General features: G+C 68.8%; 25 protein-coding genes. 9 read left to right on the forward strand and 16 right to left on the reverse strand.

Features of this window, described 5'->3' with window-relative positions; genetic code table 11:
• Window positions 1-103 precede the first annotated feature (103 nt).
• Window positions 104-550, forward strand: coding sequence for a hypothetical protein (locus tag BLR21_RS15355; protein ID WP_090006525.1), 447 nt, complete (start codon window positions 104-106; stop codon window positions 548-550).
• Here BLR21_RS15355 and BLR21_RS15360 read toward each other — a convergent pair.
• From BLR21_RS15360 to BLR21_RS15375, 4 genes are all read right to left on the reverse strand, one after another.
• Window positions 540-1331 carry a DUF1206 domain-containing protein gene (locus tag BLR21_RS15360; RefSeq protein WP_256334696.1) on the reverse strand — a complete coding sequence of 264 codons (792 nt, stop codon included), beginning with the start codon at window positions 1329-1331 and terminating at the stop codon, window positions 540-542. The genes BLR21_RS15355 and BLR21_RS15360 overlap by 11 nt on opposite strands.
• 46 nt (window positions 1332-1377) lie before the next feature.
• Window positions 1378-3162: a VanW family protein gene (locus BLR21_RS15365; RefSeq protein ID WP_420843890.1), complete on the reverse strand. Its 1785-nt coding sequence runs from the start codon at window positions 3160-3162 to the stop codon at window positions 1378-1380.
• A 283-nt stretch (window positions 3163-3445) separates the two neighbouring features.
• Window positions 3446-3739, reverse strand: coding sequence for a GroES family chaperonin (locus tag BLR21_RS15370; protein WP_084401587.1), 294 nt, complete (start codon window positions 3737-3739; stop codon window positions 3446-3448).
• Between the two features lie 36 nt (window positions 3740-3775).
• On the reverse strand, window positions 3776-5635 hold the full coding sequence (locus BLR21_RS15375; RefSeq protein ID WP_090006811.1) for an NHL domain-containing thioredoxin family protein: 1860 nt from the start codon (window positions 5633-5635) through the stop codon (window positions 3776-3778).
• Window positions 5636-5760: 125 nt separating this feature from the next.
• On the opposite strand from BLR21_RS15375, the gene BLR21_RS15380 reads away from it, so the two are divergent.
• Complete coding sequence (locus tag BLR21_RS15380) at window positions 5761-6813, forward strand: NAD(P)-binding domain-containing protein (RefSeq protein WP_090006527.1); 1053 nt, start codon at window positions 5761-5763, stop codon at window positions 6811-6813.
• On the opposite strand, the gene BLR21_RS15385 is transcribed toward BLR21_RS15380, so the two are convergent.
• Together BLR21_RS15385 and BLR21_RS15390 are read right to left on the reverse strand one after the other, a co-directional pair.
• On the reverse strand, window positions 6810-7478 hold the full coding sequence (locus BLR21_RS15385; RefSeq protein WP_090006528.1) for a dienelactone hydrolase family protein: 669 nt from the start codon (window positions 7476-7478) through the stop codon (window positions 6810-6812). The genes BLR21_RS15380 and BLR21_RS15385 overlap by 4 nt on opposite strands.
• A 27-nt stretch (window positions 7479-7505) precedes the next feature.
• Window positions 7506-8423 carry an SDR family oxidoreductase gene (locus BLR21_RS15390; protein ID WP_090006529.1) on the reverse strand — a complete coding sequence of 306 codons (918 nt, stop codon included), beginning with the start codon at window positions 8421-8423 and terminating at the stop codon, window positions 7506-7508.
• Window positions 8424-8520: 97 nt separating this feature from the next.
• Here BLR21_RS15390 and BLR21_RS15395 point away from each other — a divergent pair, with 97 nt between their 5' ends.
• Both BLR21_RS15395 and BLR21_RS15400 read left to right on the forward strand, forming a co-directional pair.
• Window positions 8521-9183, forward strand: coding sequence for a TetR/AcrR family transcriptional regulator (locus BLR21_RS15395; protein WP_218130883.1), 663 nt, complete (start codon window positions 8521-8523; stop codon window positions 9181-9183).
• 21 nt (window positions 9184-9204) lie between these two features.
• A complete protein-coding gene (locus BLR21_RS15400; protein ID WP_218130884.1) occupies window positions 9205-9978 on the forward strand; it encodes an HAD-IIB family hydrolase in 774 nt (257 codons plus the stop codon).
• Here BLR21_RS15400 and BLR21_RS15405 read toward each other — a convergent pair.
• The 5 genes from BLR21_RS15405 to BLR21_RS15420 all read right to left on the reverse strand — a co-directional run bounded on the left by BLR21_RS15405 (window position 9975) and on the right by BLR21_RS15420 (window position 14334).
• Window positions 9975-10319 carry a hypothetical protein gene (locus BLR21_RS15405; RefSeq protein ID WP_090006531.1) on the reverse strand — a complete coding sequence of 115 codons (345 nt, stop codon included), beginning with the start codon at window positions 10317-10319 and terminating at the stop codon, window positions 9975-9977. The two genes, BLR21_RS15400 and BLR21_RS15405, sit on opposite strands and share 4 nt — an antisense overlap.
• A 14-nt stretch (window positions 10320-10333) precedes the next feature.
• Window positions 10334-11704, reverse strand: coding sequence for a S28 family serine protease (locus BLR21_RS15410; protein ID WP_256334698.1), 1371 nt, complete (start codon window positions 11702-11704; stop codon window positions 10334-10336).
• Window positions 11705-11756: 52 nt separating this feature from the next.
• Complete coding sequence (locus BLR21_RS15415; protein ID WP_176929649.1) at window positions 11757-12608, reverse strand: NAD(P)-dependent oxidoreductase; 852 nt, start codon at window positions 12606-12608, stop codon at window positions 11757-11759.
• Window positions 12609-12834: 226 nt separating this feature from the next.
• A complete protein-coding gene (locus BLR21_RS42505; RefSeq protein WP_169746017.1) occupies window positions 12835-12981 on the reverse strand; it encodes a hypothetical protein in 147 nt (48 codons plus the stop codon).
• Window positions 12982-13140: 159 nt separating this feature from the next.
• Entirely contained in the window at window positions 13141-14334 is a 1194-nt protein-coding gene (locus BLR21_RS15420; RefSeq protein WP_090006533.1) for an ATP-binding protein, read from the reverse strand.
• Between the two features lie 154 nt (window positions 14335-14488).
• Here BLR21_RS15420 and BLR21_RS15425 point away from each other — a divergent pair, with 154 nt between their 5' ends.
• Window positions 14489-15103: an SIMPL domain-containing protein gene (locus BLR21_RS15425; RefSeq protein ID WP_090006534.1), complete on the forward strand. Its 615-nt coding sequence runs from the start codon at window positions 14489-14491 to the stop codon at window positions 15101-15103.
• On the opposite strand, the gene BLR21_RS15430 is transcribed toward BLR21_RS15425, so the two are convergent.
• Window positions 15100-15360, reverse strand: a complete 261-nt coding sequence (locus BLR21_RS15430) for a hypothetical protein (RefSeq protein ID WP_090006535.1) — start codon at window positions 15358-15360, stop codon at window positions 15100-15102. The genes BLR21_RS15425 and BLR21_RS15430 overlap by 4 nt on opposite strands.
• Before the next feature lie 76 nt (window positions 15361-15436).
• Window positions 15437-16642, reverse strand: coding sequence for an acetyl-CoA C-acetyltransferase (locus tag BLR21_RS15435; RefSeq protein WP_090006536.1), 1206 nt, complete (start codon window positions 16640-16642; stop codon window positions 15437-15439).
• 53 nt (window positions 16643-16695) lie between these two features.
• Here BLR21_RS15435 and BLR21_RS15440 point away from each other — a divergent pair, with 53 nt between their 5' ends.
• Window positions 16696-17931, forward strand: coding sequence for a 3-oxoacyl-ACP reductase (locus tag BLR21_RS15440; RefSeq protein WP_090006537.1), 1236 nt, complete (start codon window positions 16696-16698; stop codon window positions 17929-17931).
• A gap of 11 nt (window positions 17932-17942) precedes the next feature.
• Complete coding sequence (locus BLR21_RS15445) at window positions 17943-18707, forward strand: MaoC family dehydratase (protein WP_256334699.1); 765 nt, start codon at window positions 17943-17945, stop codon at window positions 18705-18707.
• On the opposite strand, the gene BLR21_RS15450 is transcribed toward BLR21_RS15445, so the two are convergent.
• The gene (locus BLR21_RS15450; protein WP_090006539.1) at window positions 18696-19334 is read right to left on the reverse strand and encodes a TetR/AcrR family transcriptional regulator; all 639 of its coding nucleotides are present in this window, start codon (window positions 19332-19334) and stop codon (window positions 18696-18698) included. The two genes, BLR21_RS15445 and BLR21_RS15450, sit on opposite strands and share 12 nt — an antisense overlap.
• 99 nt (window positions 19335-19433) lie before the next feature.
• Here BLR21_RS15450 and BLR21_RS15455 point away from each other — a divergent pair, with 99 nt between their 5' ends.
• Together BLR21_RS15455 and BLR21_RS15460 are read left to right on the forward strand one after the other, a co-directional pair.
• A complete protein-coding gene (locus BLR21_RS15455; RefSeq protein WP_090006540.1) occupies window positions 19434-20063 on the forward strand; it encodes an SCP2 sterol-binding domain-containing protein in 630 nt (209 codons plus the stop codon).
• 10 nt (window positions 20064-20073) lie between these two features.
• Window positions 20074-21288 (forward strand): acyl-CoA dehydrogenase family protein, encoded by a 1215-nt coding sequence (locus tag BLR21_RS15460; RefSeq protein WP_090006541.1) that lies wholly within the window; start codon window positions 20074-20076, stop codon window positions 21286-21288.
• 135 nt (window positions 21289-21423) lie between these two features.
• Here BLR21_RS15460 and BLR21_RS15465 read toward each other — a convergent pair whose 3' ends face one another.
• Together BLR21_RS15465 and BLR21_RS15470 are read right to left on the reverse strand one after the other, a co-directional pair.
• Window positions 21424-21750, reverse strand: a complete 327-nt coding sequence (locus BLR21_RS15465) for a hypothetical protein (protein WP_090006542.1) — start codon at window positions 21748-21750, stop codon at window positions 21424-21426.
• A 66-nt stretch (window positions 21751-21816) separates the two neighbouring features.
• A complete protein-coding gene (locus tag BLR21_RS15470; RefSeq protein ID WP_090006543.1) occupies window positions 21817-22737 on the reverse strand; it encodes a helix-turn-helix domain-containing protein in 921 nt (306 codons plus the stop codon).
• Window positions 22738-22772 lie beyond the last annotated feature (35 nt).

Raw genomic sequence — 22772 nt, forward strand, 5'->3', positions numbered from 1 at the left:
TCAGGACTCGACATGATCGGCACGATAGCGCGATCACCTCACACGATGCAGCTTGATTTCGTTGTCAGTTGACAGCCGCTCGTTCGGAATCAAAAATTGGCCGGTGTTCCTGTACCTGCTGATGCTGTGCGCGATCGTCGGCATCCTGGCGCTCGCGACGATCGTCCTGCGACGCCTCAAGAACCGGCAGGTGCGCCAGGACGAACTGTGGTCCGGGTACCAGCAGCACATGAACGCGCTGCGCGAGGCGTCGCCGGAAGCGGAGCTGGCGAGGGTCGCGCAGGTGTACCAACGTGCGAAGAGCGGCACCAAGGCCGTGATCGCGTGGGAGCGCACGGGAGTCGAGCAGGACTCGTGGTTCGAGGGGATGGACCCGAGCCCCGGCGACGTCCTGCTGCTGCGCCGCGGTCCCGGCTGGGGGCCGGACTCCGCCAGCCCCAACGTCTTCTACGTGGCGCCGGGACAGGTCCTGTCGTCGATGACGGTGGAGGCGCAGGCGGCCGCGGCCCGGCATGAGCGTCGGCTCGCGGCCACCGGCGTCACTCCTTGAGCGCTCGCGCGGCGGCGAAGCAGTAGACGCCGAACGCGGCGATGCCGATCGCCACGGCGGACAGCAGGAACATGCCGTAAGGCTGTGCCGCCAACGTTTTCAGGGCCTTGTCCATGCCGCCGGACTGCTGGGGGTCCGCGTTGATCGCGGCGAGTCCGACGAGGACACCGATGACGCCGTACGCGGAGCCCTTGCCGATCCAGCCGATCCTGCCGACCGGCTCGATCCACGACGGCGCACGGCTCATGTCGAGATCCTTCTCGAAGGACTTCTTGATGCCCTTGTAGATGATCACGCCGGCGATGACGAGGATGCCGATCGCCACGGCACCGACGATGAGCTGGCCGCCGGACAGGGCGAGCAGCTGCGCCGTGAGTTCCTGCTGCTGCCGGCTCTGGTCACCGGAACCGCCCGAGCCCGTCGCGTACTTGAAGGCACCCAGCGCGATACCGGTCGCGGTGATGGCGCGGGCCGCGGACCCGATGCGCTTGGAGATCCGCTTCCGCTTCTTGCCGATGTAGGTGTACCCGACGAAGGCGAGCAGCAGCTGCCACAGCGCGAAGCACACGAGCCCGATCGCGAGCGTCCACAGCAACCACGCGCCGCCCTGCGCGATGTCACTCACCGCGCCTTTCGAGTCGGCCTGTTCGGAGTCACCGAACGCGACCTGGATCGCGAGCCACGCCACCAGGACGTGCACGACCCCGTAGAACACCATCCCCACCCGCCCGAACGCCTGGACGACGGGGTGTCTTCGCGCCTCTTGCGCAACAGTGGCCACGAACGGGTGACTACCCGCGCGTGGCCACGGTCAACCTGAAAGAAGCTCAGCCGCCGGGTGGTGGCTCACAGACGATCTTGAACTGCGGGTCGTAGCGGACCGTGCGCGACTCGCTGCGGGACTGGCCCGTGCGGCGGTCCGTGATCGTGCGGGTGTCCGTCACCGAGAAGCCAGGAGCGCCGTTGCTCGCGGAGCACGGGGTCTTGTTGACCTTCTTCTCCTGCGGCTGGGTGGGGTTGAAGTCCCCGCTGGTCGAGCCGGTGACGTCGTAGTTCTTGGTGCCCCACAGCACGATCTTGATGGACCCCGGGGTCCAGATCGTCTGGATGGCGACGCCCGTGTCGTCCGGGTTCGTGAAGGAGATGTCGATCAGGCTGTTGCCCGCGTTGTCCATGAACACGGTGGCCTCGCGGCCCTTCGGGTACCGCGTGATCCAGTAGCTGTGCTCCTTGTGGCCCGCGTCCTTCATGCCCGCGTAGTAGTACGCGTTGTAGAGCGTGGTCGCGAACTGCGAGATGCCGCCACCGACCGCCATGCCGGGGATGCCGTTCTCGATGATGCCCGCCTCGACGTAGCCCTGCGCGGTACCGCGGGGGCCGGTGTGCTTGTTGAGGCTGAACGTCTCCTTGGGCTTCACGATCGCGCCGTTGACCTTCTCGGCCACGACCCGGATGTTGACGCCCGAGGCAGGGGCGAAGCCACCGGTCTGGAACTCGCCGATGACCTCCTTGATGCCCATCTTGTTCGCCTGCTCGGTGGTGACCTTCGCGGGCGTGTGCTTGTACTCGAACTTGACCTCGCGCGCGTCCGTCTTCTTCAGCGTGTCGAAGTAGGGCTGGAGGTTCTTGTCCCAGTCGAGGTCGAGGCCGTCCACCGACGGCTTGACGGTCGGCCTGCCGCCCTCGAAGACGATCTCGGCGTCCTTGCCCTGCTTGACCGTGTCCTTGAGCTGCGGCGTGGTCACCTCGGCGAGCTTGTCCTTGTTCGGCGTGACGTTCAGCGCGCCACCCTCACCGGGAGCGAAGGCCAGCGTGGTCCCGATCTGCTCCGGGGTGAGCGTCGCGTCCTTGCCCTCGCCCTTGATGACGACGGGACCGGACACCGCCGTCTTCACGACCTCGTTGAGCGCCTTCTCGACGCCCTCCTTGGTCGTCTTGACCGGGGTGAAGTCCATCGGGACCTCGACCGGGTTGCCGGACGCCCAGTTCGCGACGACCGCGCCCGCGGCCTCCTCGGCCTTGAGCTTCTGGCCTTCGTGCGGCTCGACGGCGACGGGATTCGCGCCCTCGAACCTGATGGTGCCCTCGATCGGCTCGTGGTCGAGCTTGGGGCGCAGGGCCTCCAGCGCGCCGGTGACCTTCGCGTCGTCGGCCTTCGTCGCGACACCGACCTCACGGCTGGTGAAGAACGACGTGACGCGCGTGAACGGGCTGAGCGGCTGGCTGCCGGCACGCTCGATCGTGCTGTTCCAGTCGAGCTCGAGACCCGCGGCCTTGGGGTCGAGCTCGGACGTGACGTCGCCGGCCTTGAGCGCGACGGGCTTGTCCAGGCGCGGGCCGATCTCGTCGCGCAGCTTCTTCTCGGCCTCGTCGTGGCTCATGCCGCCGACGTCGACGCCCGCCACCGTCACACCGCGCGGCACGTTGCCGCTGGAGACGAGCATGTCGAGGCCGTAGAGCAGACCGAAGGCGCCGACCACGGCCGCGGCCACGATCAACGCCTTCTTCTTCGTGTTCTTCGGCTGGCCCTCGTCCGCGCCCGGTTCGATCATCACGGGCCCGTAGACGCCGGAGTCCTCCGGCTGCGGCTCGGGTGGCGCCACCGGCTTCATGTACTCCGTGGCGGCCTCGGCGGCCGGGAACCCGACACCGGGCACAGCCGCGGTGACGGTCGGCTCGTTCGCGTCCGGCTCCTCAGACGGCCACGCCTCGGTCGAGGCGTCCACCTGGACCGGAGCGATCTTGGTCGTCTGCTCCGAGGACGTGCCGCCGGGACCCACCGGTGGCATCGCTCTCGTCTTGTCAGCGTCGTACGGCACAGCTCTCCCCGTTGCCCTGTCTCTCCTGAGGTGGCATATGTGTGCAGCTATCAGGCGTCGATCACGAACCGGCGGCTCATAGGTACAGACCAGTACCGTGCTCGGTGAGCTCCGTCGCAACCGCGTGCAGATCGCGTTCCCTCATCACGAGATACGTGGTGCCGTGCACCTCGACCTCAAGCTGATCTTCCGGGTTGAACATCACCCGGTCCCCGACCTTCACGTGCCGCACGCTGGTACCGACTCCGAACACATCACCCCACGCCAACCGCTTCGCCATCTGGGCCGTAGCGGGGATCACGATGCCTCCGCTGGAACGCCGCTCGCCGTCCTCGGGCGAGATGCGGACCATCACACGGTCGTACAGCATCTGGATCTCGAGCTTGACATCAGGCACCAGCAGAGTCTACGTGCCCTGCGGACCCTCCTCGTCCATGCCGCCCATCAGCAGCGGCAGCCGGGTAGGTGCATCGGCAACAACTCGAACCGGAACCCCCCAGTCCTGCCTGGTCAGACGGCACACCGGGTGTTCGTCGGCAGGATCGTCACTGCAACTGGCGGCCTGCGCTACGACATGCAGAACGCCGTTCGTGACCTGATCGTTGATCCGCAACGCCCGTACCAGTCCGGTACTGACGCCGGCCCCCTCGATGATCAGCTCCGGAGGCGAGCTGGTGATCTCCAGACGGGTGGAGGGCCCGTACCTTTCGTCCAGTTTCGTCCCGGTCGGCGGGGTGAAGACGACCGCGAGCTCGAACGCTCCCGGCGCGATGTCGGTGGACGGCCGCTTCACCTCGTGGGCCGCGCCGTCGATCTTCGTGGCGGCCGCCGTGAACCGTTCGAGCCGATGAGCCGCACTCGCGACCACGACGAGTTCGTTCTGGATGAGGAGCGCGTCGGACGGCTCGGCGATGTCCGTGGCGATGGTGGTCAGGGTGTTCGTCTCAGGGTCGAAACGCCTGATCGCGTTGTTGTAGGTGTCGCTGATGACGACCGAGTGGTCACCGAGGACCGTGACGCCCAGAGGGTGCTGCAGCAGGGCCTCGTCCGCGTCACCGTCCTTGTGCCCGAACGCGAACAGCCCCTTGCCGACGACCGTGCGGACCTCACCGTTCTCGAGGTAGCGCAACGCACTCGTCTCGGAGTCGACCATCCACAGCCGGTCGCCGTCCGCCGCGAGCCCGGACGTCTGCGCGAAGAAGGCACCTTCGGCCGGGCCGTCGTTGATGCCCTCGACGGTGGTGCCGGCCAGCCTCCTGACGGTGTTCGTGGCGGGGTCGAAGAAGCTCAGCGTGTGGTTGCCGGCCATCGCGATCGCGACACCGCCGTTCCACCAGGCAACGTCCCACGGACTCGTCAGCTCGATCTTGCCGGCCGGCCCGTCGGTCTCCCCGTCACGCCACTGCTCGCCGGTGCCCGCGAGCGTCGTGACCTCGCCCGTTTCGAGGTCGAGGCCGCGCAGGAGGTGGTTGACCGTGTCGGCGACGACGACGTCGCTGGTACCGGGAACCAGCGCGAGACCCGCCGGCTCGGAGAAGGTGGGGTGCAGGCCGTCCCGCCGGCCGCGCTCACCGGTGCCGATGCGGCGGATGACGGTCTCACCGTCCGCTTCGAGCTCCACGATGCTGTGGTGGGCCGAGTCGCTGACGAGGATCGTCCCGCTCGGCGTCACGATGGCCTTGGCGGGGAAGCGAAGCGTGGTGTTCTCCGGTTCCGGCGCCTGGTACGGACCTCGGCCGCGGTGCAGCGTGCCCTTCTCGTCGTGCTCCTCGACCAGTTCCCGGATGACGGTCCTGAGCGCCTCGACATGGCCCTCACCAGCGGCGACGTGCACGACGTAGCCCTCGGGGTCGACCACGGTCAGCGTCGGCCACGCCTTCACGGCGTAGTTCTGCCACGTCGTGAGCTCCGGGTCGTCGAGGACCGGGTGATGCACCCCGTACCGCTCGACGGCGGCCTTGAGCGCCTCGGGGTCGGCCTCGTGCACGAACTTCGGCGAGTGCACGCCGATCGTGACGAGGACGTCCTCGAACTCCTCCTCCAGCGGGCGCAGCTCGTCGAGGACGTGCAGGCAGTTGATGCAGCAGAATGTCCAGAAGTCGAGGAGCACGATCTTGCCGCGCAGGTCCTTCAGGCTGACCTGTTCGCCGCCGGTGTTCAGCCAGCCGCGTCCTACCAGCTCAGGGGCACGGACACGGGCACGGCGCTTCGCAGTCGTCACGTCCCGATCCAACACTGTGGACGGTCGTGCTGTTCCGGCGTCCATCACGTGAGAAGAACGGCCTTGGGGTCTGGCCCGGCTCCTTGTGTCCCGGCCTGCGGAAAGGTTGACCCGAACCCGCCGGTAGCCCTCATCATGGAACGAGGACCGCCCGCCTGAACCTTTTCGCCGTGATCGGCGTAGAGGACGCCGGGAGGTGCGTGATGGTGGAGTACCTGGTGATCGGTGCGGGTCCGGCGGGCTTGCAGATGGGGCGCTTTCTACACCGTGCAGGCCGCGACTACCTGATCGTCGAGCGGGAACCCGGGCCGGCGAGCTTCTTCCGGACGTTCCCGCGGCACCGCGTGCTCTCGACGGACGACAACTCGCTGTTCGAGGGTGCGCCGTTCGCGCGCTACAGCAAGAGGTCCTTTCCCGACGCGGATGATCTGGTGCGTTATCTGGAGGACTTCGCGCGGCGGTTGAACATCCGCTACAACACGCCGGTCAGCGATCTTGGCCGGTACGAGGCGCGGCACGTCATCGTCGCGACCGGCAAGAAACCCCGCCTGCCGGACGTTCCCGGCGTCGAGCACGCCGAGACGTACGCGAGTGCGAGCACTGATCCGACCGAGTACGCGGGCAAGCGCGTGCTGATCGTCGGGCGCGGGCCCAGTGCGTTCGAGACTGCCGACAACATCGCGTCCACGGCACGGCTCACGCATACCGTCGGGCGGTCCGTGCAGCGGATCGTCAAGGAGGGCAACGAGTTCGTCGCGACGATCGACGGCACCGGCGAACTGCGGTACGACAAGGTCGTGGTGTGTACCGGGTTCCGCAGGGACACCGCGCTGGACGGGCCCGGCGTGCATGTGCTCGGCGGCGACTCGATCAAGGCGATTCGGCACTCGGCCAGGGCGCTGCACCGGTCGTTGGAGGCCGAGCACCACGGGGTGCCGTGGCCGCATCGCCGGTTGCGCAGCCGGCCGGACGCGCTGGCGGCCACGATCGCCACGCGGGCGCGTGAGATCCCGGACGGGCTGGCGGATGTCGTTGTGACGCAAGGGCAGCACGCGCTGCTCTACGACGAGATGCCCACCACCGAACGGAACGGGTTCGTCGTCACGAGCACGCAGGTGAGGCACTACCGGCGCAACGAGCTGATCGCGGTCGAGCGCCGGTTGCACCGCAAGCCGCTGGAGAGGTTCTTCTCGCAGCAGCTCGCGGTGCCGTGCATTTCCTAGACCGGCAGTGTGCGCGCGAGGAACTTCACGGAGACGTCCCACGCGCTGTCGGCGGCGTCCTTGTCGTACCAGGGGCCGAGGTGGTTGAGGAACGCGTGGCCCGCGGGCTCCAGGTGGATCTCGGCGCCCTCGTGCGACGGCACCGCGTCCGCGACCTTCTGGTAGCCGGTGATGAACGGGTCCTCGGTACCGAAGACGAACTGGATCGGGCACGACACCTGGTCGAGCGTGTCGATCTGGTCCGGCACGCCCGAGCCGTAGAACGAGACGGCGGCGTCCGGGTCGGCGGCGGTGGCCGCGGCGTAGGCCAGGGTGCCGCCGAGGCAGAAGCCGAGTACGCCGACGCCGCCGGTCACCTCGGGCAGGTCGCGCAGGTACTGCACGGACTTGACGACGTCCTGCACGGCGAGCGGGAAGTCGAGGTTGCCGACGACCTCCATCGACTTCGCGATGCCCGCCTCGTCGTGCTCACCGACCCAGCCCGGCTGGAAGCGGTGGAAGAGCTCGGGCACGGCCACGACGTAGCCGAGCGCGGCGAGCTTCTCCGCGATGCCGCGCAGGTAGCCGTCCAGGCCGAAGATCTCCTGGATCAGCACGATGCCGGGGCCGGAGCCGGACTCCGGGAGCCAGACCGGCAACGGCATGTCGTCAACTCGATGGGTCATGGATCGATCTTGCCCGAGCACGTCCGATCACCGGCCCACGACCTCCACCGAGGTGCCGGTGAGACGTTCGGCCTCGGTCCACAGGCGGGCGGCCAGCGCCTTGTCCCGTGCGGACCGGGGCATCGAGGCGGGCCTGGTCGGACCGACGAGCGCCCAGCGCGGCCCGTAGTAGCCACCGGCGACCGCTGCGGGGTCGGCCGCCGCGTGCAGGAGGGGTTCGGTGCCCTGCTCGACGCCCTGTGAGGGCACGAACCGGTATCCGACCGACTCGATGAGACCGGGCTTGCCACCGTTCAGGCGCGGGCCCGAGGTCGTCAGGTTGGTGCGGGTGTAACCGGGGTGCGCGCCGACCGAGAGCAGCGGCCAGTCATTCTCGGCCGCGAGGTCCGCCAGGCGCACCATCATCAGCAGGTCGGCCAGCTTGGAGAGCGAGTAGGCCGGCATGGGGCTGTACCGGCGGCGGGACTGCAGGTCGTCGAAGTCGATCCGCCCGAGGTACGCGGCACCGCTGCTCATCATCACGACCCTCGGCGCGGGCGCGGCCAGCAGCAACGGCAGCAGGCGGACGGTCAGGGCGAACGGGCCGAGGAAGTTGCTGGCGAGCTGGAGCTCGAAGCCGTCGACGGTCTCGGTCCGCACGGGCACGTTCATCACGCCGGCGTTGTTGACCAGGACGTCCAGCGGCTCGCCCTCGGCGATCAGCTCCTCGGCGAACGTCCGCACCGACGCCTGGTCGGCCAGGTCGAGCCGCCGGACCTCCACCCTGGCTCCGGGATGCGCGGCGAGGATCTCCGCCTCGGCCTGCCGGCCCTTGGTCTCGGTGCGCACCGCGAGGACGACGTGGGCCCCGGCTCCCGCCAGTCGCTTGGCCGCCTCCTTGCCGGTGCCGCTGTTCGCGCCGGTGACGACGATGCGCTTGCCGTGCTGGTCAGGAACCTGGTACATCGCAACCCCTCATTAAGTACTTCCGGTCTCTTATGTCTCCAACATAACGGACCGTCGGTATCTTAGTAAAGTACCGCTGGTCTGTAACATGCGCGACATGAGTTTCCAGCGGGCGCGCACCGACGAGCAGCGCAACGAACGGCGGCGGCAGATCCTCGCCACCGCGGCCGCGATGCTCACCGAGATGCCGGTCGCCGAGCTGACCCTCACCGCGCTCAGCCGCCGGGTCTGCCTGGCCAAAGCCAACGTCCTGCGTTACTTCGAGTCGCGGGAGGCGGTGCTGCTGGCACTGCTGGAGGCGGAGATCGCGGACTGGATCACGGAACTGGAGTCCGCGGCGTTCCCCGGCGGTGCCACCGCCCGGGAGCGCGGAGACCGGCTGGCGGAACTGCTGGCCACCTCGCTGGCACGTCGCCCTGTGCTGTGCGACCTGATCAGTGCCCAGGCGACCGTGCTGGAGCGCAACATCTCCGCCGAAACCGCGCTGCGGCACAAACGCGCCGTCCACGAGTGCCTGAAGACGCTCGTCCAGTTCACCGGACGGCACCTTCCCGAACTGGGCGACGAGAACGCCGGCGCCCTGATGCGGACCGTCATGCTGATCACGGTCGCCGCCTGGCCGAGCAGCCGTCCCCCGCAGGCGGTTCTCGACGCCTACGCCGCCGATCCGGATCTGGCCGCGCTGTGCATCGACTTCGCCGACGTCGTGCGCCGCACCGCCGAGGTGACGGCTTCCGGGCTTCTCGCCCGCAGCCGGTAGTTCCTGCCCGATAATCAGCCGATGATCAGGTTGATCGCGACCGACCTCGACGGCACGCTGCTGCAACCGGGTGGCGTGCTGAGCGATCGCACCCGCGCCACGCTCCACGCCGTCGACGCGGACGTCGTGGTCGTCACGGCGCGCCCGCCGCGGTTCGTGCAGAACCTGGAGCTGACCGGCACGGCGATCTGCTCCAACGGTGCGATGATCTACGACCTGACGAACCGCGAGGTCACGCACGCGCAGACGGTGCCGTTCGACGTCGTGCGGAAGGTGTCCGAGGCGTTGGCCGAGGTGATCCCGAACGTCGGCATCGCGGTCGAGACCGGGCTGGAAGTGTTGTCGGAGCCCGGTTTCCAGGGCTTCGGGCCGAAGAATCCACACAGGACACTGGAGTTGCTCGACCACGTCCTCGAGGAGGCGCACCAGGTCGTGCAGATGCTCGCGTGGGCGCCGGACGCCGAGGTCGACCACATGATGGAGATCGCGCGTGAGGCCGTCGGGCAGCACGTCTCGGTCACGCACTCGGGCGGGCTCGGCCTGCTGGAGATCAGCCCGCCCGGCGTCTCGAAGGCCGCCACGCTCGAATCCCTGTGCGACACCAGGGGAATCGGCAGGGACGAGGTCATCGCGTTCGGTGACATGCCGAACGACCTGTCGGTGCTCGGGTGGGCCGGCACGGCGTACGCGATGGGCAACGCGCACCCGCTCGTGAAGCAGGCCTGCACCAACCACGCGCCGCCGAACACCGAGGACGGCGTGGCGCAGATCCTCGAAAGCCTCTTCAGGCTCTAACGACGCGGCACCGAGGTGGGTCCTGCCACCTCGGCACCCAGCGCCGTCACCCGCTGCCGCAACTCGCGGTCGGCGGTCACCACCGTCACCGAACGCCCCAGGCCCTCGGTCCGCACGACCTCGACGATCGTGTCGTCGCCATCGCCGGGAGCGGCGACCACGCGGACGTCGTCGACGGAGGAAACGTTGCGCGCCTTGCCTTCCACGACCAGGACGACCTCCTCGTCACGGCCGCGCAGGGCGTCGCGGAGGCGTTCGGCCGCGCCCGCCCGGTCGCGCCACCACCCGTCCGGGACCGATCCCACGACGTTGGCTGCGTCGACCACGAGCAACGGCTTCACGCCTCCAGCGTGCCTCAGCCCCGGCGCGCCCGCAGCGCGTCCAGCGAGTCCGGGCCCTCGTCCACGGCAAGTGCCGCAACAGGAGTGGACGGAACGCCGGCCCAGCGCAGGACGGCGGCCGTCGCGGCGGCGCGTTCCTTTTCGGGCAGCTTCGCGATGTTCGCGCCGTGGTTGCCACCGGGCACCGTGAGCGACAGCGAGTCGCGCGTGCCCCGGCCGAGGCGGAACGGTTCCGCACTCCACGGGTCGTTCTGCCCGTTCACGAACAGCAGCCGCGAACCCCGGTGGCGCACCCATGAATCCACGTCACGCATCGCCGACCGGTCGAACCGCGGGAACCTGATGTCCGGCGAGACCATCGAGCGCGGCACCGAGGAACCGGGGTGGCGCAGCAGGTCGCGCACGGCGGACTCGTCCGCCTCCGGCCAGCCGAGCTGCGTGCCCGCCTGGTAGTAGTACGCCGTGTAGGGCGCGACGCCGGCGTCGGTGTAGAAGTCCCAGCCCACGGTCGTGTCGATGAACTTCCAGAGGTCGTCGACGGAGGCACCGGCACCGGGGACCAGCGCGCACTGCGCCTGCGTGCCGTACTGCCAGAACGTGAACGGCGTGTCGAGCACGAGGATCTCCAGCGCCTTGTGCGCGCTGCCGAACTGCTTGTAGGTGTAGCCCTTGGCCTCCAGCCGCGAGACGAACTCGTCGCGGTGCTGCAGGATCTGCCGCTGGACGCCTTCCAGGCGGCGGTTGCACGCCGGGTCGTCGCCGACCTCGCGGATGAACTCGCCGTAGACGTCGCGGTCGTTCACCACGTCGTTCGGCGCCACGTACGCGATGGTCGCGTCGACGTCGCGCGGGAAGAACCGGCGGTGGTAGATCGACGTCATGCCGCCCTTGCTGGCACCCGTCGACAGCCACTTCGCGCCGTAGATCTTCTTGAACGCGCCGACGATCCGGTGGTGGTCACTGGCCGCCTGCCAGATGTTCAGGTCGTCCCAGTCGGCCGGAGCGGGCCGCGACGGCGTGAAGAACCGTTGTTCGACGCTGATCTGGTTGCCGTCGACGAGCCGGGCGGGCTCGGACGGGCTGATCGTGCCGGACAGGTTGTAGCCGCTGGTGTGCAGCACCATCGGCTTCGATTCCGCCTTGTGCAGCAACGAGAAGCGCTGCTCGAACCTCAGGCCGCGCGGTCTGCGGTGGTCCGCGGGCTGCTGGATGCCGAGGACGAACGTCCGCGCGGTGCCGGAGGTCCCCTCGCTGATGATCCGCACGCCGGGGATGGCGGCGATGCGGTCCTTGATGTCGGGAGCGGCGGACACGACTGCGGCGGTGGCCACGACCTGTGCCGATGCCAGGCCGAACGCCAGCAGGGAGCGTGCGAGTCTGTTCACCAGGCCAAGCTATTGAGCCCGCACGCCCCGCCGGACCGGCCGATCGTCGGGCTTATTCGTGACTCGCGTAGTAAGACGCGGCCATGTCCTCGCCGCCGTGCCCCTTGGTGACAGCGCGGTTCAGCCGCGCGCTCGACGCCTGCGCCACGTCGAGCCGCACGTTGGCGCGCACCGCGGCCTCGTTCACCAGCAACGCGTCCTTCAGCGCGTTCTGCACGGTGAACGCGGGCGGGAAGGACCGCTCGATGATCGCGTTGCCCTTCGTCTGCAGGTACGCGCAGTCCACCGCGCCACCGGACACGGCTTCGAGGAACAGCTTCGGGTCGATCCCGGACGCCTCCGCGAGCGACACGGCCTCGCCGACGGCGGCGGTCAGCGCGAGCACCCAGCTGTTCGCGACCAGCTTCAACTTCGACGACGCCCCGGCCTCGCCGACCCACATCGTGCGGGCGCCGATCACGTCGAACACGGGCTGCACGCGCTCGCGCAGTTCATCGGCACCGGAGGCGAGCACGACGAGCTTGCCCTCGGCCGCGGGCTTCGTGCTGCCGAGCACGGGCGCGTCGACGAACTCCAGGCCGAGCGACCGCGCCAGGTCGATGTGGTCCTCGGTGGACGCGACGCCGACCGTGGACGCCTGGATCCACACGACGTCGTGCGACAGGGAGGGTGCGGCGTCCTGCATGACGGCGGTGACCGTGGCGCCGTCGTTCAGGACCGTCAGCACGATCTCGGTGCCTTCGACGGCCTCAGCGGGGCTGTCGGTGACGGTGGCGCCCTGCGCGGCGAGCGGTTCGGCCTTGGCGCGCGTGCGGTTCCAGACGCGGACGGTGTGTCCGGCTGCGGCGAGGTTGGCTGCGATGGGGGCACCCATGAGGCCGGTGCCGAGCACGGCGATCTTCATGTCCCCCAGCAAACAAGAAACCTCGCGGTGCTGCCAGGTCGGGGGTCCGACAGCACCGCGAGGTCAACAGTGACATCGGCGGACCGACGTGCGCTGTTACAACGCCATCATACTGTGGCGTGGATCACGTTTAACAGAATGAAACCCCTGGAGCGCGGGAGGTGCTCCAGGGGTTCCGGTAAGGGAGGCACTCGCGCCGGGGCGCCGTGCGAGTGCCGGGTCTTGGTCAGCGGAGGGTGGTGACCTGAGCCTGGGCGATGGCCATGAGCTCGTGACGCATGGACGGGGTGGTCGCCATGTCGATCGCGCGAGCCACGGCCTTCCGGTTGCGCGCCTCGGCACGGCGGGCGCGGAGCTTCGCTGCGAAGTTCATCTCGGTCTGCACTTCCCTCTGTGAGGTCTGTTTGGCTGGTAACCCAAGTATGCACCTACGCGCGCACGAAAGCACGCGATTATCCGGTGAGTTGGGGCACACGCCGATGAATCATCGGCTGACAACGTGAACAGCCGGACAACGGCGGGGTGCCCCGGGTCACTCCTCGCGGCCGAGCAGGAACCGTCCGAAGTGCGGCACGGTGAAGGCGATCTGACCCCGTTCCGCGCTGTAGACCAGGCCTTTCTTGATGAGCGAGTCCCGCGCGGGCGACAGCGACGAGGGCTTGCGCTTCAGGTGGTCGGCCACCTGGGCGGTGTTGACGCCCGCATCCTTTCCGTCGGTCAACTCGGCCATCGACCGGAGATACTCGCGTTCAGCGGGCGTCGCACGCTCGTATCGGGAGCCGAAGAAGCCCACCGCGAGCTCCGTGTCCGCCTCCGGAGCGGCCACGGAGACGTCCATCGCGGTGATCGGATCAGCCGGCGCGGCGTCCCAGGCGGCCTTGCCGTAGGCCTGGATGAAGTACGGGTAGCCCCCGGACGCGTCGAACAACGCGTCGAGCGCCTCGTCGGTGATGCCCGCGTCCTCGCGTTCGACGGGAGCGAGCACGGCGCGGTCGGCGTCCTCACGGCTGAGCCGGTCGATGCGGACGTAGCGGAAGAGGCGTTCCGAGTAGGACTTGCTCGCGCTCAGCACCGCCGGCAGGTGCGGCAGGCCGGCGCCGACGACCACCAGCGGCGCGCCGATCTGCGACAGCTCGTGGCACGCCGCGCACAACGCGCTGATGTCGTCCGGCTTGAGGTCCTGCATCTCGTCGATGAGCAGCGCGACGCCCGTGCCGACGTCCTGCGCAAGCTCGGCTACATCGGTGAACAGCTCGACCAGGTCGATCTCGATGTCGCCGGAGTCGGCCCGCCCGGACGCCGCGGGCACGTCGATGCCGGGCTGCCAGCGATCGCGCAGCTTGGCGCCGTCGGGAGCGGCCCTGAGCGCGAACGCCTTCAGGATGCCGAGGATCGCCTCGACCCGGTCCGGCGCGCGGTGCCGGACCGCGAGATCCCGGATCGCCCGGTGCAGCGCGGCCGACAGGGGCCTTCTGAGATCGGCGTCGGGCCTGGCCTCGACCTTGCCCGCGCCCCAGCCGCGTTTGACGGCCATCGACCGCAACTCGCCGAGCAGCACGGTCTTGCCGACGCCCCGCAGCCCCCTCAGCACGAGGCTGCGCTCGGGACGGCCGCGGGCCACGCGTTCGAGCACGACCTCGAACGCGCCGACCTCTTTGTCCCGGCCGGCGAGCTCAGGAGGCCGCTGGCCTGCACCGGGAGCGAACGGATTGCGCACCGGGTCCATGGCTCGCACCGTATCCGCGTTTCTAGTGCTCGCCGTAGAGACGCGCAGACCAAGCTCGAAGTGCGGCCGGATGCCGCTTTATTGGTTTATCTAGTGATTGAGCAATAGAGGCTAATAGTTGCGGATGAACCCCTGTGCCGGTTGGCTGGCGCACGTGGCTGAAGTCGTGACGAAGGGGACGGGCGAGGTCGAGCGCACTGCCGACCGCGCCCAGGTGGACGTGACGTTCGAGGCTCTCGGCGCCGAGCGCTCCGAGGCGGTGAGCATGCTCAACCAGCGCATTTCCGCCGTCGAGCCGCTGCTCGAGGAGTTCGAGGTGCGGTCGCGGCAACTGTCCGCGCACGACAACTGGGACAACAACCAGCGCGTCGGCAGCCGCGCGTCCCAGCAGTACGTGATCTGGGTGAAGAACCTGGACCGCCTCGACGCGCTGCTGGCCGAACTCGTGCAGGCGGAGCCGTCCTGGATCAACGGCCCTTCGTGGACGCTCGTCGACGACACCGAGGCGATCCGTGAGGCGCAACGGGAGGCCGTGGCAGACGCGCTGCGACGTGCCGAGGGGTACGCAACGGCGTTGGGGCGGCGGCTCGGGCCGTTGCTGCGCATCGGCGACACCGAGGGAGGCGCGCACTACCAGCCGCGCATGATGAGCGGCGCCGCGTCGTTCGAGATGGCCGGGCCCGCCGGAATGGTCGACCAGCTGAACCTCAAGGCGCAGCAGATCACCGTGTCGGCGTCGTGCACAGCCACCTGGTCGCTGCTCGACTAGTTCTCGCCAAGCGACTCCATCGCGTGGTGCACGGCGGTGGCGTCGGCGTCGTCCGGACGTGCGGTGAGCCAGTTCCTGAGCCACTCGACGCGGCGCCTGGCTGCCGCCGCCAGCGTCAACGTGATGTAGGCGCGGCGCTCCCACTCGTGTGCGGACCGCATCGCGTCGGCGGCCGGGCGCCACTCGTCGCGGAGGGTGCCGACGAGTGCGCGCGCCAGCACCGGGTCTTTCTCTGGATCAACCTGCGGATCCTGCATCCCACCCCCAGTGTCGCTGCGACGCGACACTGTGAGTGTGCATGAGGGACTGTCGAGTTCGGCAGGCCTAAGTGCGTCACCGTTCCAGAATCGCCGTGATCCCTTGACCTCCGGCGGCGCAAATGGACACGAACCCGCGTCCACTTCCCCGCTGGTGCAACAGCTTCGCCAGCGTCGCCACGATCCGGGCGCCGGTGGCGGCGAACGGGTGGCCTGCCGCCAGCGACGAGCCGTTGACGTTCAGCTTGGACCTGTCGATCTCGCCGAGTTCCTTCTCCCAGGCCTTGAGCGTGGCGAGCACCTGTGATGCGAACGCCTCGTGCACCTCGTAGAAGTCGAAGTCCTGCAGCGTGAGGCCGGCTTTGTCGAGCATGCGCGGTGCGGCGTGCACGGGTGCCATGAGCAGGCCCTCGTCGCCGTGCACGTAGTCGACGGCGGCGGTCTCGGCGAACGTCAGGTAGGCGAGGACCGGGAGCTTGCGCGCGCGGGCCCACTCCTCGGTGGCGAGCAGGACCGCGGAGGCGCCGTCGGAGAGCGGGGTCGAGTTGCCGGCGGTCATCGTGTCGCCGAAGACGGGCTTGAGCTTCGCGAGCTTCTCGGCGCTGCTGTCCGGGCGGAGGTTCTGGTCGCGGGTCAGGCCGAGGTACGGGGTGACGAGGTCGTCGAAGAAGCCCTCGTCGTAGGCGCGGGCGAGGTTCTGATGGCTGCGCGCGGTCAGTTCGTCCTGGTCCTCGCGCGTGATCTCGTACCGCGCGGCGGTGACGGCCGCGTGCTCGCCCATCGACATGCCGGTGCGCGGTTCGCCGTTGCGCGGCAGATGTGGCACGACATGGCTGGGACGCAGGCGGGTGAGCAGGCTGATCTTGCGGGTGCGGTTGAACTCCAGCAGGAGCTTGCGGAAGTTCTCGTTCACGCCGATCGGGGCGTCGCTGGTGGTGTCGACGCCGCCCGCGATGCCCGCCTCGATCTGGCCGAGCGCGATCTTGTTGGCCACGGCGATGATCGCCTGCAGGCCGGTGCCGCACGCCTGCTGGAGGTCGTACGCCGGGGTTTCCGGGCTGAGCCTGCTGCCCAGCACCGACTCGCGCACGAGGTTGAAGTCGCGCGAGTGCTTGAGCACCGCTCCCGCGACCACCTCGCCGAGCCGCTCGCCCTGCAGGCCGAAGCGGCTGACCAGGCCGTCCAGCACCGTCGTGAACATGTCCTGGTTCGACGCGGTGGCGTACGGGCCGTTCGAGCGGGCGAACGGGATGCGGTTGCCGCCGATGATCGCTACTCGCATACCGCCATACTACCTACTAGCGGGTAGACTTACTAGCGAGTAGGTTATGTGACGTGGACAGGTACCAGAAGTTCGCAACGTCGGGGCTGGGGCGCCAGCTCGTGCGCAGGCTCGGCCTGCCGAACCCGTATCCACTTCGCCGCGACGCCGCACTGGCCACACCCGTGCTGGTCGGTGGTGCTTCCCGGCTGCCCTTTCTGAAGCAGCTGGAAACAGGCAGCGCCCCGTACGGCGCGCTGGTGTTCGACGCGTCCGAGATCGCGTCCGTCGCGGACCTGCGGCAGCTGCACGACTTCTTCCACCCGGCGATCACGCAGCTCGGGCCGTGCGGGCGGGTGATCGTCATCGGACGGTCGCCGGACTCCGTGGCGCAGCGGGCCCTCGAAGGGTTCGTGCGGTCGGTCGGCAAGGAGCTGCGGCGGGGCGGCACGGCCAACCTCGTCTACGTGGCGGACGGCGCCGAGGATGGAGTCGAGTCGACGCTGCGGTTCCTGCTGTCCGGGCGGTCCGCGTACGTGTCCGGGCAGGTCGTCCACGTGTCCGGGAACTCGCCTGCAGGCACGCTGGACGGCAAGGTCGCGCTGGTCACGGGTGCCTCGCGGGGCATCGGTGCGGCGATCGTGGCCACTCTCGCCCGTGACGGCGCGCACGTGGTGTGCCTCGACGTCCCCGCCGCCGGGGACGAGCTGTCGAAGGTCGCGAACTCCGCCGGCGGGTCGGCGTTGCAGCTCGACATCACCGGCGATCCCGCTCGACTCACCTCGTACCTGATGGAACGGCACGGCGGCGTCGACGTCGTCGTGCACAACGCGGGCATCACGCGCGACAAGACGTTGGCGCGCATGGACTCCTCGCAGTGGGACGCGGTGCTGGAGGTCAACCTCGCCTGCCAGGAGCGGGTGAACGACGCGCTGCTGGACGGCGATGTGCTGCGCACCGGCGGGCGGATCGTCGGGGTGTCGTCGATCGCCGGCATCGCGGGCAACGTCGGCCAGACCAACTACGCCACCTCGAAGGCCGGCGTGATCGGGATGGTGCGGACACTCGCGCCCGTACTCGCTGCTCGGGGGGCCACGATCAACGCCGTGGCGCCCGGTTTCATCGAGACGAAGATGACCGCGGCGGTGCCGTTCGCGACGCGTGAGGTCGGGCGGCGGATGAACAGCCTGTCGCAGGGCGGGTTGCCCGCCGACGTCGCGGAGACCGTGGCGTGGTTCGCGGCGCCGGGATCCGGTGGCGTGAACGGGAACGTCGTGCGGGTGTGCGGCCAGATGCTCCTGGGGGCCTGATGTCGCCCAAAATGATCTTGCTCAGTGCCGCCCTGACGTCGTTCCGGCGCGGGGAAACGCTTGCCGCCCAACCGGTTTCGGCCACGGTCGACGTGTCGCTGAAGCACCTGGCGGCGTACAACGCGGTGTGCGGGTTCGGGTTGCGCGACGCGTTGCCGCTGACCTATCCGCACGTGCTGGGCTTTCCGTTGCAGATGAAGCTGATGTCCGGCGCCGGGTTCCCCTTTCCGTTGCCGGGCCTCGTGCACGTCGCGAACCGGATCACGCAGTCGCGTCTGCTGACGTTGGACGAGCCGTTGGAGATCACGGTGTCCGCGCGCGATCTGCGGCCTCATCCGCAGGGCACGCAGGTCGACGTGGTGACGTCGGTTTCCGGTGTCTGGGAAGGGGTTTCGACGTACCTGCGGCGCACCGGCGGGGCGTCCGGCACCAGCGAGGAACTGGAGCGGCCGGTCGGGTCGGCCGTGTGGCGGGTGCCCGCGGACATCGGACGGCGCTACGGCTCGGCGTCCGGCGACCGCAACCCGATCCACCTGCACCCGTTGAGCGCCAGGCTGTTCGGCTTCAAGCGCGCGATCGCGCACGGGATGTGGACGAAGGCTCGTTGTGTGGCCGCGCTGGAGGGGCGACTTCCCGAGGCCGTGACGGTCGCCGTCCGGTTCAAGAAGCCGCTGTTCATCCCCGGTCGCGTCGAGTTCTCGGCCACCGAGGGTGCTGATGGCTGGGAGTTCGCCGTGTGGGGCAGGGGGCCCCACCTGGTCGGCTCAGCGACGTGACGGTGGATGCCAGACGTTGCCGTCGACCAGGTCGCCGAAGCCCATCCAGACGAGGTTCATGAGGCGGGCCGCGACGACGCCGGCCGGTTCCTCGGGGTGGTCGAGCCACCAGTCCGCGAGCGACTCGCCGGCCCCGACCAGCGCGGCGGCCAGCGACTCGGCCTCCAGCTTGGTCGCGGGCGCCTTCGTGGACTGGGTGAGCAGCGCCGCGACCAGTGACACCGCCCGGCCGCGCATGTCCGTGAGCTCGATCGCGAACGGCCCGCCCTGCGTGGACGCCTGCCGGTGCAGCACCATCCAGCTCGCCCGGTTCTCGCCGACGAACCCGAAGAACGCCCGCAGGCCGCTCCACAGCTGCACGTCCGGTTCCTGGTCGGGCTCGACGCCCGTCGCGATGGCCTCCATCATGCGGGTGGCCTCGCGCCGGATGCACGTCGCGAACAGCTCCTCCTTCGAGCCCAGGTAGGCGTAGAGCATCGGCTTGGAGATGCCCGCGACCTCGGAGATCTCGTCCATGGAGGCCGAGTAGAAGCCGAGCCGCGAGAACACGTCGACGGCGGCATCCATGATCTGCCGCTCACGCACGGCGCGTGGCAAGCGCTTGGCTCGACCTTCTGTGCGCATCATTACCCCTCGGTTCGGAGCGGCAAGATTATCCGATCGGCTTGCCGCCCTATCTACTCACCAGTAGTCTTACTCGCGAGTAGGTACCAGGAGGTGTTGTCCATGACGCTCGACCTCACCACCGAGGCGATCGCGAAGCTCAGCCCGGCCGAGCTGATCAGCACGTTGCAGCAGATCTCGCCGGACGACCCGGCGCTGGCCGAGGTGAACATCGACGTCGTCGCCCGCGGCATCGACCCGAAGAAGCTCGGCAGGGACGACTTCGCGGCGTTGCTGAACGCCCTGGGCGCGCTGGCCGACGGCGGCGCCGACCTCGACCTGGCGAAGATGGACCCGTCCAACTTCGCCCGCATCATCTCGCGCGCCTCGAAGGACCAGATCGAGGCCGTCGTCGCCGATCCTTCTTTGCGCGTACGCGTGCTGGACGAGGTGTTCCGCCGGATGGAGGTCCACTTCCGTTCGGACCGGGCCGGAGCGACTCGCGCGGTCGTGCACTTCCACGTGCTGGAAGACGTCTACGAGGCCATCATCGAGAACGCCGAGTGCACCATCAACAAGGGCGTGACGCGCGAGGCCCGTGCCATCGTGACGCTGACACCCGCCGACTTCCTGAAGCTCGCGACCGGCAACGCCTCCGCACCCGTGCTGTTCATGACGGGCAAGCTGAAGGTGAAGGGCGACCTGGGGTTCGCGGCCGGGTTCATGAGCCTGTTCAACATCCCGAAGGCTTAGGAGACTTCCTGTGGGTGGCTTCTCGCTCGAACTGAACGAAGACCAGACCGACCTGCGCGACTGGGTGCACGGCTTCGCTCGTGACGTGATCAGGCCGGCGGCCTCCGAGTGGGACGAGCGCGAGGAGACGCCGTGGCCGGTGATCCAGGAGGCGGCGAAGATCGGCCTCTACGGCTTCGAGGCCCTCGCGACCTGGTTCGCCGACCCGATCGGCCTGTCGCTGCCGATCGCGACCGAGGAACTCTTCTGGGGCGATGCCGGAATCGCATTGGCCCTGATGGGCACCGGCCTCGCCGTGGCGGGCATCTTCGCGTCCGGTGAGCCCGAGCAGCTGGCCGAGTGGGTACCGGAGTGCTTCGGCGACGAGAGCGACCCGAAACTGGCCGCGTTCTGCGCCTCAGAACCCCAGGCGGGCTCCGACGTGGCCGGTTATCGAACTCGCGCGCGCTACGACGAGGCCACCGACGAGTGGGTGATCAACGGCCAGAAGGCCTGGGCCACCAACGGCGGCATCGCGAACGTGCACGTCGTGACCGCCGTGCTGGACCCGTCACTGGGGTCGCGCGGCCAGGCGGGGTTCATCATCCCGCCCGGCACCCCCGGCCTGTCGTCCCCCGGCAAGATCAAGAAGCACGGCATGCGCGCCTCCCACACGGCCGACGTGTTCCTCGACGACGTGCGCGTGCCCGGCCGGTGCGTGCTCGGCGGCCGCGAACGAGTCGAAGCACGCCTGGCCCGTGCCCGCGAAGGCCAGAAGTCCGGCGGCCAGGCAGCGATGGCGACGTTCGAGACCACGCGCCCGACCGTCGGCGCGATGGCAGTCGGCGTCGCCCGCGCCGCCTACGAGTACTCCCTCGACTACGCGAAGGACCGCGAGGCGTTCGGGCGCAAGATCATCGAGAACCAGTCGATCGCGTTCGACCTAGCGAACATGCGGATGGAGATCGACGCCGCGCGGCTGCTCGTGTGGCGGGCGGCCTGGATGGGCCGCAACAACGTGCCGTTCACCGCGGGTGAGGGGTCGATGTCGAAGCTCAAGGCGTCCGAGGTGTCGGTGTGGGCGACCGAGCGGGCGATCCACATCCTCGGTGGGGCCGGGTACACGCGGGAGCACCCGGTGGAGCGGATGCACCGGGACTCGAAGATCTTCACCATCTTCGAGGGGACGTCGGAGATCCAGCGGCTCGTCGTGTCGCGGGCGATCTCGGGCATGCAGATCAGGTAGGACCGGTCAACGCCGGAGAAGTGGCCCGCCGTTCCCCTGAGCCGGCGGGCCACGTACGACACCGTCTCGGCTTGTGGTTATGGCGCGGTAAATGTCCAGGGTCGCGTCGAGCGCGTTACGAATCCGGGAGAACCGCTAGAGCGGTAGCTGCAGGACGGCGCCCACTCGCGTGAGTTCGCGGCGGTGCACGGCGAGCAGCACCACGTCCTTGGGCCGGCGGAAGTGCAGCACCACGAAGTTCGGGTGCGGCGGGTCGTGGTCGATGATCTGCTCGACGCGACCCTCCTCGTTGCTGAAGACGATCCGCTCGTCCCAGATGATCTTGGTGGGGCCGAAGAACAGCTCGCCCTCGTGCCACTCGCCGTCCAGGAAGACGTCACCGTCCCCGCGCGAGTGGTCTTCGCCGGACGGACCGAACGCCTCGGCGAGCACGCCCCCGAGAATGTCGAACAGAGCAGACATGACGATCCCCCTTCGTTGCCACGGAAACGAGCTGGGCGCCCAGCTGGTTCCCGTCACAAGGGCGATCTAGCCGAACGGCTGGCCGGCTTCGCGCAGCCAGGCGCGCTCGCGCAAGTGGTCCGGCATGGCGGGCCAGCCGTTGATCCTCGCGATCAGGACCCAGTACCGCTCGGCACGCGGGTCTGCGAAGTCGGAAAGCTCGCGCAGCCGTTCGACGAGGCTGTCGTCGTTCGGCAGGCCCAGCGCCTCCGCCCAGTTGGCGTTCACGCGGTCCACGACCTCGCGGGCTTCGGCGGACTCCGGCGCGATGCCCGCGTCGAGAGCCTCACGCGCCTGGGCGATCGCGAAGTTGAACGCCTCCATCTGGCCGTCCCCTGGCGGGCCCATGTCCGCCCCTGCGCGACGCTTTTCCTCGTGCTGCTGGGACATCCGCTTGACCGCCGCGCGGAAGTCCGGGTCCTGCACGAGCTTCGCGAGCTCGACCCACGCTTCCAACTGCTCGGTCGACGGGTCGTCCGGCAGCTCGATCCGCACGGATCGCATGTGCTGCTCGAACTGCGGATCCAGCTCGTAGGGCCCGAACACCTCCTCGAAGAAGTCGTCGAGGATCCGCTGGCGCTCCTCGTCCGACATGCGTGCCAACTCGTTCATCAGTTCCATCTCCCCTCCCTTGGCGACGGCGCGCAGGACGGCGCGGCGCAGCCGCAACGTCTTCATTTGCGCGTCGATCGCTTCCGCGTGTGCACGCGCCACGTCCGTCACCGACACCTCACGCGCGAGGACGCGGCCGGCGGTCGGCAGGTCCACGCCCAGATCTCGCAGGGTGCGGACGAGCTTCAGCCTGGCCAGCGCCTCGGCGTCGTAGGTGCGGTACCCACCCGCGGTTCTGTCCGTGGGCGGGATGAGGCCCGAGTCGGAGTAGAACCTGATGGTGCGGACGGTGAGTCCGGTCATCCTGGCCAGCTCACCGATCTGGTAGCGCGTCACGGGGACAACTCTGCAGTCTCCAGTAGCTGGAGAGT

The organism is Lentzea albidocapillata subsp. violacea (assembly GCF_900100275.1).
GTDB lineage: Bacteria > Actinomycetota > Actinomycetes > Mycobacteriales > Pseudonocardiaceae > Lentzea > Lentzea violacea.

Coding starts and splice junctions, on each gene's coding strand:
- BLR21_RS15365 (WP_420843890.1), bottom strand. CDS start 3,162: ATGAAGCCGGTGGCGCCACCCGAGCCGCAGCCGGAGGACTCCGGCGTC.
- BLR21_RS15370 (WP_084401587.1), bottom strand. CDS start 3,739: ATGCTGTACGACCGTGTGATGGTCCGCATCTCGCCCGAGGACGGCGAG.
- BLR21_RS15375 (WP_090006811.1), bottom strand. CDS start 5,635: ATGGACGCCGGAACAGCACGACCGTCCACAGTGTTGGATCGGGACGTG.
- BLR21_RS15385 (WP_090006528.1), bottom strand. CDS start 7,478: ATGACCCATCGAGTTGACGACATGCCGTTGCCGGTCTGGCTCCCGGAG.
- BLR21_RS15390 (WP_090006529.1), bottom strand. CDS start 8,423: ATGTACCAGGTTCCTGACCAGCACGGCAAGCGCATCGTCGTCACCGGC.
- BLR21_RS15395 (WP_218130883.1), top strand. CDS start 8,521: ATGAGTTTCCAGCGGGCGCGCACCGACGAGCAGCGCAACGAACGGCGG.
- BLR21_RS15400 (WP_218130884.1), top strand. CDS start 9,205: ATGATCAGGTTGATCGCGACCGACCTCGACGGCACGCTGCTGCAACCG.
- BLR21_RS15415 (WP_176929649.1), bottom strand. CDS start 12,608: ATGAAGATCGCCGTGCTCGGCACCGGCCTCATGGGTGCCCCCATCGCA.
- BLR21_RS42505 (WP_169746017.1), bottom strand. CDS start 12,981: ATGAACTTCGCAGCGAAGCTCCGCGCCCGCCGTGCCGAGGCGCGCAAC.
- BLR21_RS15420 (WP_090006533.1), bottom strand. CDS start 14,334: ATGGACCCGGTGCGCAATCCGTTCGCTCCCGGTGCAGGCCAGCGGCCT.
- BLR21_RS15430 (WP_090006535.1), bottom strand. CDS start 15,360: ATGCAGGATCCGCAGGTTGATCCAGAGAAAGACCCGGTGCTGGCGCGC.
- BLR21_RS15435 (WP_090006536.1), bottom strand. CDS start 16,642: ATGCGAGTAGCGATCATCGGCGGCAACCGCATCCCGTTCGCCCGCTCG.
- BLR21_RS15445 (WP_256334699.1), top strand. CDS start 17,943: ATGATCTTGCTCAGTGCCGCCCTGACGTCGTTCCGGCGCGGGGAAACG.
- BLR21_RS15450 (WP_090006539.1), bottom strand. CDS start 19,334: ATGATGCGCACAGAAGGTCGAGCCAAGCGCTTGCCACGCGCCGTGCGT.
- BLR21_RS15455 (WP_090006540.1), top strand. CDS start 19,434: ATGACGCTCGACCTCACCACCGAGGCGATCGCGAAGCTCAGCCCGGCC.
- BLR21_RS15465 (WP_090006542.1), bottom strand. CDS start 21,750: ATGTCTGCTCTGTTCGACATTCTCGGGGGCGTGCTCGCCGAGGCGTTC.